Genomic DNA, 12,759 nt, shown 5'->3' on the forward strand with positions numbered 1-12,759 from the left:
GCTGTTTATTAATCCCAGGGGGAAGCCAATGGATGAATTAAAAAAGAAACTGATACAGCTTGTCCATAGCAGGCATGCGAGCTGGAAAGCAATTTACTCAATACTCAAAGCAAATGCTGCAATAAGTAATAATGAAGCTGCAAAGTATTCCTCTATCAACCCACACGCGGAACGACCCATCAGAGACCTTCAATTTATTTCCATCGACAAACTACTCAATGACTACACCTCACAGAATATTCACCTTATCACCATTTTTGACGACGACTACCCAAGCAGGCTCAAGACAATCTATCAGCCTCCATGGATTCTATTTGCCAAGGGGGATCTATCATTGTTAAAGAACAGAAAAAGCCTTGCTGTCGTTGGCTCTCGGAATGCCACAACATATGGCATGGGAGCGATTAACTTTTTATTTCCCTCATTAATAGAAAAGAACATTCTGATTGTAAGTGGTCTCGCAAGGGGGATCGATGCCCATGCCCATAAAGCAGCCATTAAAATGGGCGGGAAGACAATCGGGGTCATAGCTGGCGGGTTTCACAATCTATATCCTAAGGAAAATGTTAAATTGGCCGAGTACATGATGGAAAAACAACTGTTAATATCTGAATATCCGCCAGCGACTATGCCGGCGAAATGGCAATTTCCGATGCGAAACAGGATTATTAGCGGTCTATCAGAGGGTACACTTGTAATTGAAGCCAGGAAAAAGAGCGGTTCATTGATCACAGCGGATTTTGCATTGAATGAAGGCAGGGATGTATTTGCCATCCCCGGAAGCATTTTGACTCCTGATTCCGATGGCGTCCATTATTTAATCCAGCAAGGAGCCAAGCTGGTTAAAAGTTCAGAAGATATTTTAGAGGAACTTGGCATGTAATGTGGAATAATATTGTGATAACTGTATAAAATGCAAAAAAGCAGGACAGAAAATGAATTGACATAAATTTTTCAAATGCCGTTTATTTAGGCTTTTTTCGTAAACTTTGTTCTTTTCTCACCGAAAACGAAAACTGTCTTAATTAAAGGAGATTGAAAGACTGAGAATATAGGTAGAATCTCAGTTGCTTCAAACATTGAATATGGTTGTGTGGAGCTAGAAAAAGTTTTGAAAATATACTTTTTTAGCATGTTATTTATATTTGAATTAAAATTTGCATCAAAAAGGTTGAAATAATTTTCAATCTGTTATACATTTTGCATCAGGTATTTTAAAATCCCTAAGTTAGATGAAACCGTTTACTTTGAGGATTAATTTGACAAGTTTATGATATGTTGATAATAATTAATGTAATTTTATACCTCTAAGGAGGACAATTGGATGTCGGAATTTTTAGTGATCGTCGAATCGCCTGCAAAGGCTAAGACGATTGAGCGTTATCTTGGAAAAAAATATAAAGTGAAAGCCTCTATGGGGCATTTGATAGATTTGCCTAAGAGTCAGATGGGAATTGATACGAAAAATAATTATATCCCTAAGTACATAACGATCCGGGGTAAGGGTCCAGTACTTAAGGAATTGAAATCTGCCGCTAAAAAGGCAAAGAAAGTCTATCTCGCGGCTGACCCCGACAGAGAAGGGGAAGCGATTGCTTGGCATTTGGCCCAAAGTCTCGATGTTGATGTACATTCGGATTGCAGGGTTGTATTCAATGAGATTACCAAAGATGCCATCAAGGAATCTTTTAAACATCCCCGGGCGATCAATATGGACCTCGTGGATGCCCAGCAGGCACGTCGTGCACTAGACAGACTGGTAGGATATAATATCAGTCCGCTACTTTGGAAGAAGGTCAAGAAGGGGTTGAGTGCAGGGCGCGTACAATCTGTTGCCTTAAGGATGATTATTGATCGTGAGAAGGAAATCGCTGCTTTTGTTCCAGAAGAATATTGGACAATCGGTGCGGAATTCCTGAAAGGCAAAAATTCTTTTGAAGCTTCTTTTTACGGAATTGGCAAAGAAAAAGCCGAGTTGAAATCAGAAGATGATGTCAAAAACATCCTTAAACAAGTAAAGGGCAACAAATTCACTGTTGAGACGGTGACGAAGAAAGAACGGAAACGTAATCCTGCACCACCATTCATAACTTCTTCATTGCAGCAGGAGGCAGCGCGAAAGCTAAACTTCCGTGCCAAAAAGACAATGATGCTTGCCCAGCAGCTGTATGAAGGTATCGACCTCGGAAAAGAAGGCACAGTTGGTTTGATCACGTATATGAGAACGGACTCTACGAGGATTTCTGAAGTAGCACAAGGGGAAGCAAAGGAATATATCACTACTGAGTATGGAGAAAAGTTCATACAGACAGAGGCCAGAAAAGACAAGAAGCAATCCAATGCACAGGATGCTCATGAAGCAATACGGCCAACTAGTACAATGAAGGTCCCTGAAAAGATAAAGGAATTCCTCTCCAGGGATCAATACAGGCTTTATAAACTTATATGGGAACGGTTCGTCGCAAGCCAGATGGCGTCTGCGATCATGGATACGATGAGTGTTGATTTAAAGAACGGGGAAGTTACTTTCCGTGCGACAGGCTCAAAGGTTAAATTCCCGGGGTTCATGAAGGTTTATGTAGAAGGTACAGATGACCAGGTGGAAGAAAAGGATAAATTCCTTCCTGATTTAAAGGAAGGTGACGAGGTCACGAAGAAAGATATCGAACCGAAGCAGCACTTTACACAGCCGCCTCCAAGATACACAGAAGCAAGGCTTGTCAGAACGCTTGAAGAAATGGGGATTGGCCGGCCATCAACATACGCTCCTACCCTGGATACAATCCAGAAAAGAGGCTATGTATCACTTGATAATAAGCGATTCGTGCCTACAGAGCTTGGCGAAGTAATCCATGAGTTGATGCTGGAATTCTTCCCTGAAATCCTTGACCTCGAGTTCACCGTCAAAATGGAGCAGAACCTCGATAATATCGAGGAGGGAAAAATCAATTGGGTAAAAGTCATTGATGAATTTTACCGTGGATTTGAAAAAAATCTTGAAGTTGCTGAAAAAGAAATGCAAGAAATCGAAATCAAGGATGAACCTGCCGGTGAGGATTGTGAACATTGTGGTTCACCTATGGTATTTAAAATGGGCCGCTACGGCAAATTCATGGCCTGCAGCAATTTCCCGGACTGCAGGAACACGAAAGCAATCGTTAAAGAGATTGGGGTTAAATGTCCTAAATGTGAAGAAGGCAATATCATCGAGCGGAAGAGCAAGAAGCGCCGGATTTTTTACGGATGCGACCGCTTCCCTGAGTGCGATTTCCTGTCATGGGATAAACCACTTGCACGGAAATGCCCTAAATGCGAAAATATGCTAGTTGAAAAGAAGCTTAAAAAGGGCGTCCAGGTTCAGTGTACGGAATGCGACTATAAAGAGGAACCACAAAGCTAGAGTGAGCCTAAGGCTCACTCTTTATGTTTGTAAAGGTGTTGCCGGGGCTGATCAAGGCGCTTGCGCTTTTCTTTGTCCAGCTCCAGCGCCTAGCCAGTTTTCATCCTGAGTTACCTTCTTCGAGTATCTTGTGAGAAGCGTTAGCTTTGAGCAGCTCGAGACGCTTGTCTAGTGTCGCCTCCTAGAAACTCCGAAACTTCAACTCCGCCGGCAGAAGCAAAAAGCGCTTCTTTGTCGGAGTCTCCAGTTTCTGCGTTTCTGGACAGTCGGCTATTCTTTTCGGTTTCGGTCCTGCCAATGAAGTCAAAGAACGACTTCACTGTCAGGCCCTCCGTGGCACACGATGTGCTAGACCCGCCAGCCACAGGACGTGGGGCTTTAAGGCGGGCAGCGCTTGTCGGGCTGATCAGGCGCTTGCGCTTTTCTTTGTCCAGCTCCAGCGCCTAGCCCCTCGAGACGCTTCGGTCCTGCCAATGAAGTCAAAGAACGACTTCACTGTCAGGCCCTCCAGCGCTTGTCGGGGCTGATCAAGGCGCATGCGCTTTTCTTATTTTGAAACTTTTTTCTTTTCTTTTCGTAAAGTAGAGTGCAAAATGATACAAGTATAAGGGTAAAGTAAGTAATATTGATTGTGGAATGGCTAGACTAATTAAATTTGCGTTTTCATTAGCGTCTCTTTTAGGAAGAAAAATGATAAAGTGAAGAAGTTTAAGGAATTCGCTTATATAATAGAAGATTTATGTGAATGCAGATGGTATAATAAATCTTTTGAAACGGCTGTCTACTTAGAATTTCATTAATTTTTATAGCTACTGGAGGAAATAGATATGACTGAAGCTACAGTAAATGTCGTTGGTGCTGGTTTGGCCGGAAGTGAAGCTGCATGGCAGCTTGCCGAAAGAGGCATCAAGGTAAACTTATATGAGATGAGGCCGGTAAAGCAAACACCGGCACACCATACAGATAAATTCGCTGAACTGGTTTGCAGCAACTCTTTGCGTGCTAATACGTTAACAAATGCTGTTGGTGTATTAAAAGAAGAAATGAGAAAGCTTGATTCTGTCATCATTGGGGCTGCGGACGCATGTGCTGTACCGGCAGGCGGAGCTCTAGCAGTAGATCGACATGAGTTTGCGGCACATGTTACGAGCCGCGTGAAGGATCATCCTAATGTTACTGTATTCAATGAAGAAATTACTGAAATTCCACAAGGACCGACCATCATTGCCACGGGGCCATTGACAAGCCAGGCGCTATCCCAGCAATTGAAGGATCTTACAGGAGAAGAATATTTATATTTTTATGACGCGGCAGCTCCTATTATTGAGAAAGAAAGCATCGACATGGATAAGGTCTATCTGAAATCTCGATATGACAAAGGAGAAGCAGCATACCTTAACTGTCCGATGACTGAGGAAGAATTCGACCGTTTTTATGACGCTTTGATCTCTGCTGAGACAGTTCCGCTAAAGGAATTTGAAAAAGAAATCTTCTTTGAGGGTTGTATGCCAATCGAGGTAATGGGCCAAAGAGGAAGGAAGACAATGCTTTTCGGTCCGATGAAGCCGGTTGGGCTCGAGGATCCTAGAACAGGAAAGCGCCCTTATGCTGTAGTGCAGCTTCGCCAGGATGATGCAGCTGGAACACTTTATAATATTGTTGGCTTCCAGACTCATCTGAAATGGGGACCACAAAAGGAAGTTATTCAACTGATTCCTGGATTGGAAAACGCTGAAATCGTACGCTACGGTGTTATGCATCGTAATACCTTTATCAACTCACCTAAGGTTTTAAAAGCAACATATCAATTCAAGAATAGAGAAGATTTATTCTTTGCTGGACAAATGACAGGTGTTGAAGGCTATGTTGAATCTGCAGCCAGCGGCCTGGTTGCTGGAATCAATGCAGCACGTCTTGTAAAAGGTGAAGAGCCAGTAGAATTCCCGTATGAAACAGCAATGGGCAGCATGGCCAGATATATTACAACTACAAACGCTAAAAACTTCCAGCCGATGAATGCAAATTTCGGACTTTTCCCTGATCTTCCTGAGAAAATCAAGGGTAAGCAGGAACGTAATGAGAAACATGCTTCCAGAGCATTGGAAACAATTCAGAAATTTGTGAAAAATTTGTAATTTTTATTGCGAGGGCTATATAAATATGATACTATTTAGTAGCCCTTGTGAGGTGACAAGATGGAAGCAAATGTGAACAATTCTTTAAAATTATTTATAGAATATTTACAAATTGAAAAAAATTACTCACAATATACTATTGAACATTATCAACATGATATTAGGGAATTTTTTCTGTTCATGTCTGAACAAGGCCTGGCCAGTCTGGATGATATTGAGTATGCTGATACAAGGATTTACCTCACGAAATTATTTGACCAGCAACTCTCCAGAAAGTCAGTTGCCCGCAGGATTTCATGTATGCGCAGCTTTTATAAGTTCTTGCTTCGTGAAAAAATGGTAGAAGATAATCCTTTTTCCCTCGTATCTATCCCGAAACTGGAAAAGCGGTTGCCAGATTTTTTTTATGAAGAAGAACTTTCCCAGCTATTTAAAGCATGCGAAACCGAAACTGCAATCGGAAAAAGGAACAAGGCCCTTTTGGAATTGCTTTACGCTACAGGAATACGTGTAGGTGAGTGCTGTAAGATCCAGCTGAAGGATATTGATTTATCTCTATCTACAGTTTTAATTCATGGAAAAAGGAAAAAGGATAGATATGTGCCTTTCGGAAGTTTTGCTCAAGATGCGATTGAGGACTACATAAAAAATGGAAGACCAGACCTTCTGAAAACTAAGGACGATCATGGTCATTTATTTGTAAATTTCCGGGGTGGGCCTCTCACGGACAGAGGAATCAGGGAAATCCTGAATAAACTGATTGAAAAATCTGCCTTGACCGGGAAGATCCATCCGCATAAACTGCGCCATTCCTTTGCCACACACATGATGAGCAATGGAGCAGATATGAGGACTGTCCAAGAACTCATGGGTCATGCGTTCCTGTCTTCAACGCAAGTATATACCCACGTTACGAAAGAGCACTTGCGCAATATTTATATGTCACATCATCCGAGGGCTTAAGCCAAAAGGAGGACGAAGGAATGTCAGAATTCCATGCAACAACGATATTTGCTGTTCAACATAAAGGCCAATGCGCAATGTCAGGCGATGGCCAGGTGACCTTCGGGAATGCTGTAGTGATGAAACACACAGCGAAGAAAGTCCGAAAGTTGTTTAATGGTAAAGTAATTGCAGGATTTGCCGGTTCTGTCGCAGATGCGTTCACCCTGTTTGAAATGTTCGAAGGCAAGCTCGAGGAATACAATGGTAATCTCCAAAGAGCAGCAGTCGAACTTGCAAAGCAATGGAGAAGTGATAAAGTCCTTAGAAAGCTTGAGGCGATGCTGATTGTATTGAATGAGACTGATATGCTTTTGATTTCCGGAACAGGGGAAGTCATTGAGCCAGATGATGGCATTCTGGCGATTGGTTCTGGAGGGAATTATGCTTTGTCTGCCGGCCGTGCATTAAAGCAATATGCTGGAGAACATTTAACAGCAAAAGAAATCGCGAAGTCATCATTGGAAATTGCTGCTGACATTTGTGTTTACACAAACCACAATATTATCGTGGAAGAACTGTAACGGAAAAGGAGTGTTGAATGTGAAACAAACGACAAATTTAACTCCAAGGCAGATCGTCGAAAAGCTCGACCAGTATATTATCGGTCAAAAGGATGCTAAAAAAGCTGTTGCAGTTGCTCTCAGAAACAGATATCGCCGCGGCTTACTCTCTGAAAATATCCGGGATGAAATCATTCCTAAAAACATTCTGATGATTGGACCTACTGGCGTAGGTAAAACGGAGATTGCCAGAAGGATGGCTAAGTTAGTTGGCGCTCCTTTCGTCAAAGTTGAAGCGACCAAGTTCACCGAAGTGGGTTATGTTGGCCGTGATGTTGAATCCATGGTGCGGGATCTTGTTGAAACCTCTATCAGGCTTGTGAAAGAGGAGAAAATGGAACGTGTTAAGGAACCGGCCGAAGAAAATGCAAATCGCCGTCTGGTTGAATTACTTGTCCCTTCAGCGAAAAAATCCGTCAATTACAAAAATCCACTGGAAATGTTGTTCGGTGGAAGCCAACAGCAGCCTGAACAAGAGACGAATCAATCAGAAGACTTAGGATTATTCGAAAAGCGTAAAATCATCAAGCAAAGGCTCGAACAAGGTGAGCTTGAGGATGAGCTGGTAACCGTCGAAGTTGATGAGCAGGCACCTTCAATGTTCGATATGCTACAGGGCTCTGGAATGGAACAGATGGGAATGAACATGCAGGATGCTTTAAGTGGCTTGGTGCCCAAGAAGCGCAAGAAACGAAAGCTGACTGTACGGGAGGCCAGGAAAGTATTAATCAATGAAGAGGCCCAAAAGCTGATTGATATGGATGAAGTGACTCAGGAAGCTACTTCCCGTGCCGAGCAGGCAGGTATCATTTTCATTGATGAAATTGACAAGATTGCCAGCAAAAATTCCGGGGGATCCAGTGCGGATGTATCACGTGAGGGTGTTCAGAGAGACATACTTCCGGTTGTGGAAGGATCCACTGTTAACACGAAGTACGGCCCCGTTAAAACAGACCATATCTTATTTGTAGCTGCAGGTGCTTTCCATATGGCAAAGCCTTCTGATCTGATACCTGAATTGCAAGGGCGCTTCCCAATCAGGGTAGAGCTTACTAAGCTGACTGTTGAAGACTTTTACAGGATTCTTGTTGAGCCTGATAACGCTCTTACTAAGCAATATGAAGCTTTATTGGAAACAGAAGGTATACAAATTGAATTTTCTGACGATGCTATTCGTAAGATAGCTGAAGTCGCTTATGACGTGAATCAGAATACGGATAATATCGGAGCGCGAAGGCTACAGACCATTCTCGAGAAGCTGTTGGAAGACCTCAGCTTTGAAGCTCCAGACATCAGCCTGGAGAAGGTAGCGATTACTCCGCAATATGTAGAAGAAAAGCTAGGGGCTATCTCAAGAAACAAAGATTTAAGCCAATTCATACTATAATGGTTTATCGTTTTAATGCATACTCAATAGGGTAGACAAATAAAGGCTGCCTATTGTGCTGAAGTATTGAAACTAGCCAGATTTTTAAAATAAATGTATTTGTGTTTGAAGCAAATAGGAGGAAGAAACAATGGACTTACTATCAAAAACTAGAAAAATTAATGCACTGCTCCAAAAAGCTGCCGGCAAACCGGTAAATTTCAAAGAAATGTCAGAGACACTAAGTGAAGTAATCGAAGCGAACATCTTTGTTGTTAGCCGCAGAGGGAAGCTATTAGGCGTAGGAATCAATCAGCAAATTGAAAACGAGCGTATGGTAAAAATGCTCGAAGACCGCCAATTCCCTGAAGAATATACAAAGAATCTTTTCAATATCCAGGAGACATCACCGAACCTAGATGTTGACAGTGAGTACACAGCATTCCCTGTTGAAAACAAAGAACTTTTCAAAAACGGGTTAACAACAATCGTGCCAATCATCGGCGGCGGTGAGCGTTTAGGAACATTGATTCTAGCCCGTCTTGAGGAACAATTTCACGACGATGATCTTATTCTTGCTGAATATGGCGCAACTGTTGTAGGAATGGAAATCCTTCGTGAAAAGGCAGAAGAGATTGAGGATGAAGCACGCAGTAAAGCTGTAGTACAAATGGCAATCAGTTCTCTATCCTACAGTGAACTTGAAGCAATCGAGCACATCTTCGAAGAACTTAACGGAAAAGAAGGCTTGCTTGTTGCTTCCAAAATCGCTGACAGAGTCGGCATCACTCGTTCCGTAATCGTAAACGCACTACGTAAGTTGGAAAGTGCAGGCGTAATCGAGTCCCGTTCCCTTGGCATGAAAGGAACTTATATCAAGGTATTAAATGACAAGTTCCTATTTGAACTCGAAAAGCTTAAAAGCAACTAAATAAAAAAAATCCGCTGATCTTCAGCGGATTTTTTTGTTGTTTCGGGTATTCTCAATTTTGCTCGAAAGCATTTGAGCTGAGTTAATTAGCGATAGTTCAAGATTACAACAAGTTAATGTTACAAAAATATTGCGGTTTTTTTACAGACTCTCCAATTATTAAATCAAAGCATTGAATTGTTTATAAGTAAAAAATGGAAAAAGGTTGATTAGACATAGGTAATTTAACCTTAGGTGAGTTTAAAGATACCTAAGTTTATAATTCTTTTTTCCTATATTTTTTTTAATGCTTTACAAAAAATTGGGGTTAATTATAAGAAATACAAAAATAAGTAAAATGATAGGCCTTTTATACCATTTTGAAAAATGAGCAATATGCATGATAAAAATTAACTGAAAGTACATAGACAGATTATTTCAGATTCTTTACAATTAGGAATATAATGACGAAATTCAGCAAGGAATTACAAAATCCAGCAAAATAATCCAATGTGGCAATTGCGAGGTGCAAAAATTGAAGTTGTTTTCAAACACTGTATCAACCCTCGAACATGCGTTGAACTATTCTTCTGCAAAACAAAAAGTCATAGCGCAGAATATCGCGAATGTTGATACGCCGAATTATAAAGCGAAGGATGTGTCCTTTAAGGCTGTGTTCCAGGGTGTGATGGGGCAATCCTTTCAAGCGAATAGATCTGATGTCCGGCATTATGATTTCAGCAGCAGGGCGAGTCGTTTGCCTGGAGCCGTTAGTAATCCGAAAGTGAATTATAACGAGAATGGGAATAGTGTAGATTTGGATAAAGAAATGGCCGACCTGGCTACAAACCAAATTTACTATAATGCGCTGACTGAGAGGATTAATGGAAAATTCAACTCTCTCCAAACAGTCATTAGGGGAGGTAAGTAAGAATGACCATGTTTCATAGCATGAACACGACAGCATCTGCGTTGACTGCCCAACGCCTCAGGATGGATGTCATTTCTTCCAACATGGCGAATGTAGATTCGACAAGAGGGATAAATGGTGAGCCATACCGCAGGAAAATGGTCGTCCTCGAACCTAAGGAAGGCAACTTTTCTTCATTCCTAAATAAAGCAATGGGGAAAACAGACGGTGCAGGGGCCGGAAATGGCGTTAAAGTATCCAGAATAGTCGAGGACAGGGAAAATCCTCTTAAAATGGTATTTGATCCTGAACATCCTGATGCTAATCAAGAAGGATATGTTGCTTACCCCAATGTTGATCCATTAAGGGAAATGGTTGATTTGATAAGCGCGACTCGATCTTATGAAGCAAATGTCACGGTTTTCAACGCTTCCAAGGGCATGATGATGAAAGCCCTTGAAATAGGAAAATAAGGAGATTACTAAATGAACTCAGCTGGGATCAATTCTGTTAGTCAACTGGTCAGACCGTTTGAAACAAAAGTGTCTACTCCCACACCTACACCATACGAAGCGCAAAAGAGTTTTTCGTCCGTACTTAAGCAGTCTATTGAAAATTTAAATAAAACTCAGCTTCAGTCAGATGCAATGACAGTAAAACTAGCTCGTGGGGAAAATATTGACCTCCATCAGGTGATGATTGCGAGCCAAAAGGCGAGCATTACACTGCAGGCTACAATGGAAGTCAGGAATAAAGTGGTTGAAGCATATCAGGAAATGATGAGAATGCAAGTTTAATAATATTAGCTAAAAACTAAGATGATCGGTTATTAGCTGTATAAAAAGAAGAGACTTAATAACCGGGGGATTGAAATGAAAGAAACCGTTCAAAAGTATATACATACAATGAAGGATTTCTGGCAAGGGCGTACCAGAAAGCAAAAAATCAGTCTTGGTGCGTCTGTTTTCTTTGTTTTGACAGTTGCCGTCCTTACAGCCTTTTTTACATCGAGGACATCCCTTGAGCCGCTTTATAGCAATCTTTCACCAGCCGAGACGGGAAGCATAAAAGAGAGTCTTGATGCAAGGGGGATAAAATCTGAAATTGCCGACGGAGGAAATACCATCCTGGTGCCGAAAGAATCGGTTGATAGCTTGAAAGTAGAATTGGCAGCAGAAGGAATTCCTAAATCAGGAAGTATCGATTACTCATTTTTTAGCCAAAATGCCGGCCTTGGCATGACAGATAATGAATTTAATGTTCTAAAGCTAGACGCAATGCAAACAGAGCTCGCTAATTTAATGAAAGGGATAGATGGAGTCAATGATGCGAAGGTAATGATCAACCTACCTGAAAAAGGGATATTTGTTAATGACAGTTCAGAGCAGGGTTCAGCCTCAATTGTTTTAAACACAAGTCCAGGCTATCAATTTAAGGAAGATCAAATAAATGCTTTATACCATTTAGTGGCTAAAAGTGTGCCTAACCTTCCTACAGATAATATCGTCATCATGAATCAATATTTTGAGTACTTTGATCTAAAAAATGAAAAAAATTCCAGTGGAGCTTCCTTTGCATCTCAGCATCAGATCAAACAGCAAATTGAGAGAGATGTACAAAGACAGGTTCAAAATATGCTTGGCACTCTAATGGGGCATGACAAAGTAGTTGTTTCCGTTACCGCCGATATAGACTTTACCCAGGAAAACAGAGAAGAAAACATCGTTGAGCCTGTTGATAAAGAAAATATGGAAGGAATCGCAATCAGCGCACAACGGATCACTGAAACATTCACTGGGAATGCAGGTCAGGCTGGTGGAATACCTGAAGGAGGAAACCCTGGTGAAACTACTGGGTCTCAATACCTTGAGGGAGCGAATGGAAACGGGGATTATGAGAGGGTCGAAGAAACAATAAACAATGAGGTCAGCAGAATTCGTAAGGAAATAACCGAAAGCCCATACAAGGTAAGAGACCTTGGGATTCAGGTAATGGTTGAACCGCCAACCCCAGATGACCGTAATTCACTGCCTCAGGAACGTGTAGAGGATATTACAAAAATTCTCGGTACCATCGTCCGAACAACAATTGATAAAGAATCGTTAGGCACCGAACTGACAGATGAAGTCATCGAAAATAAGGTCGTTGTATCCGTGCAGCCATTCAATGGAAAGGTTACATTCGAAAGCCAGGTTGTAGAAAAACTGCCTTGGTGGATATACCTTGTTGGCGGATTATTGATCGCAGGGATTGTAGTGCTATTGCTTCTTTTCATGAGAACCAGAAAGAATGAAGTTGAAGAAGAGTATGTTATGGAAGAAAAATATGAGCCAATTCGCATTCCGGATGTGAACAAAGAATTTGAGACGGAAAGTTCCATGAAGAAAAAGCAACTGGAAAAAATGGCGAAAGAAAAGCCTGAAGATTTCGCTAAGCTACTGCGCTCATGGATTTCTGAGGATTAGGAGGGGGA

12 protein-coding genes are annotated in these 12,759 nt (G+C 41.5%); 11 read left to right on the top strand and 1 reads right to left on the bottom strand.

Annotated elements, in window-relative coordinates:
- The first annotated feature begins 28 nt into the window (after positions 1-28).
- Together dprA and topA are read left to right on the top strand one after the other, a co-directional pair.
- A complete protein-coding gene (gene dprA / locus DYI25_RS03200) occupies positions 29-883 on the top strand; it encodes a DNA-processing protein DprA (RefSeq protein WP_213366891.1) in 855 nt (284 codons plus the stop codon).
- A 441-nt stretch (positions 884-1,324) separates the two neighbouring features.
- Complete coding sequence (gene topA, locus DYI25_RS03205) at positions 1,325-3,400, top strand: type I DNA topoisomerase (RefSeq protein WP_213366893.1); 2,076 nt, start codon at positions 1,325-1,327, stop codon at positions 3,398-3,400.
- 140 nt (positions 3,401-3,540) lie between these two features.
- Here topA and DYI25_RS03210 read toward each other — a convergent pair whose 3' ends face one another.
- Positions 3,541-3,720 (bottom strand): hypothetical protein, encoded by a 180-nt coding sequence (locus tag DYI25_RS03210; protein WP_213366895.1) that lies wholly within the window; start codon positions 3,718-3,720, stop codon positions 3,541-3,543.
- 507 nt (positions 3,721-4,227) lie between these two features.
- On the opposite strand from DYI25_RS03210, the gene trmFO reads away from it, so the two are divergent.
- The 9 genes from trmFO to fliF all read left to right on the top strand — a co-directional run bounded on the left by trmFO (position 4,228) and on the right by fliF (position 12,751).
- Positions 4,228-5,535: an FADH(2)-oxidizing methylenetetrahydrofolate--tRNA-(uracil(54)-C(5))-methyltransferase TrmFO gene (trmFO, locus tag DYI25_RS03215; RefSeq protein WP_213366897.1), complete on the top strand. Its 1,308-nt coding sequence runs from the start codon at positions 4,228-4,230 to the stop codon at positions 5,533-5,535.
- Positions 5,536-5,595: 60 nt separating this feature from the next.
- Positions 5,596-6,498, top strand: a complete 903-nt coding sequence (gene xerC / locus DYI25_RS03220) for a tyrosine recombinase XerC (protein ID WP_213366899.1) — start codon at positions 5,596-5,598, stop codon at positions 6,496-6,498.
- 20 nt (positions 6,499-6,518) lie between these two features.
- Positions 6,519-7,061 (top strand): ATP-dependent protease subunit HslV, encoded by a 543-nt coding sequence (gene hslV, locus DYI25_RS03225; RefSeq protein ID WP_041964480.1) that lies wholly within the window; start codon positions 6,519-6,521, stop codon positions 7,059-7,061.
- 19 nt (positions 7,062-7,080) lie between these two features.
- On the top strand, positions 7,081-8,487 hold the full coding sequence (gene hslU, locus DYI25_RS03230) for an HslU--HslV peptidase ATPase subunit (protein ID WP_213366901.1): 1,407 nt from the start codon (positions 7,081-7,083) through the stop codon (positions 8,485-8,487).
- 130 nt (positions 8,488-8,617) lie between these two features.
- Positions 8,618-9,397 carry a GTP-sensing pleiotropic transcriptional regulator CodY gene (gene codY, locus DYI25_RS03235; RefSeq protein WP_167831756.1) on the top strand — a complete coding sequence of 260 codons (780 nt, stop codon included), beginning with the start codon at positions 8,618-8,620 and terminating at the stop codon, positions 9,395-9,397.
- Between the two features lie 514 nt (positions 9,398-9,911).
- Entirely contained in the window at positions 9,912-10,307 is a 396-nt protein-coding gene (gene flgB / locus DYI25_RS03240; RefSeq protein ID WP_213366903.1) for a flagellar basal body rod protein FlgB, read from the top strand.
- A 2-nt stretch (positions 10,308-10,309) separates the two neighbouring features.
- A complete protein-coding gene (gene flgC, locus DYI25_RS03245) occupies positions 10,310-10,759 on the top strand; it encodes a flagellar basal body rod protein FlgC (RefSeq protein ID WP_213366906.1) in 450 nt (149 codons plus the stop codon).
- A gap of 12 nt (positions 10,760-10,771) precedes the next feature.
- Positions 10,772-11,083 carry a flagellar hook-basal body complex protein FliE gene (gene fliE, locus DYI25_RS03250; RefSeq protein WP_213366907.1) on the top strand — a complete coding sequence of 104 codons (312 nt, stop codon included), beginning with the start codon at positions 10,772-10,774 and terminating at the stop codon, positions 11,081-11,083.
- A gap of 75 nt (positions 11,084-11,158) precedes the next feature.
- On the top strand, positions 11,159-12,751 hold the full coding sequence (gene fliF / locus DYI25_RS03255) for a flagellar basal-body MS-ring/collar protein FliF (protein ID WP_213366909.1): 1,593 nt from the start codon (positions 11,159-11,161) through the stop codon (positions 12,749-12,751).
- Positions 12,752-12,759 lie beyond the last annotated feature (8 nt).

The organism is Mesobacillus boroniphilus, assembly GCF_018424685.1.
Taxonomy (GTDB): domain Bacteria; phylum Bacillota; class Bacilli; order Bacillales; family Cytobacillaceae; genus Mesobacillus; species Mesobacillus boroniphilus_A.

Bases quoted from the DNA above. Each gene is read 5' to 3' on its own strand.
- dprA (WP_213366891.1), top strand. From the start codon at position 29: ATGGATGAATTAAAAAAGAAACTGATACAGCTTGTCCATAGCAGGCAT.
- topA (WP_213366893.1), top strand. From the start codon at position 1,325: ATGTCGGAATTTTTAGTGATCGTCGAATCGCCTGCAAAGGCTAAGACG.
- trmFO (WP_213366897.1), top strand. From the start codon at position 4,228: ATGACTGAAGCTACAGTAAATGTCGTTGGTGCTGGTTTGGCCGGAAGT.
- xerC (WP_213366899.1), top strand. From the start codon at position 5,596: ATGGAAGCAAATGTGAACAATTCTTTAAAATTATTTATAGAATATTTA.
- hslV (WP_041964480.1), top strand. From the start codon at position 6,519: ATGTCAGAATTCCATGCAACAACGATATTTGCTGTTCAACATAAAGGC.
- codY (WP_167831756.1), top strand. From the start codon at position 8,618: ATGGACTTACTATCAAAAACTAGAAAAATTAATGCACTGCTCCAAAAA.
- flgC (WP_213366906.1), top strand. From the start codon at position 10,310: ATGACCATGTTTCATAGCATGAACACGACAGCATCTGCGTTGACTGCC.
- fliE (WP_213366907.1), top strand. From the start codon at position 10,772: ATGAACTCAGCTGGGATCAATTCTGTTAGTCAACTGGTCAGACCGTTT.
- fliF (WP_213366909.1), top strand. From the start codon at position 11,159: ATGAAAGAAACCGTTCAAAAGTATATACATACAATGAAGGATTTCTGG.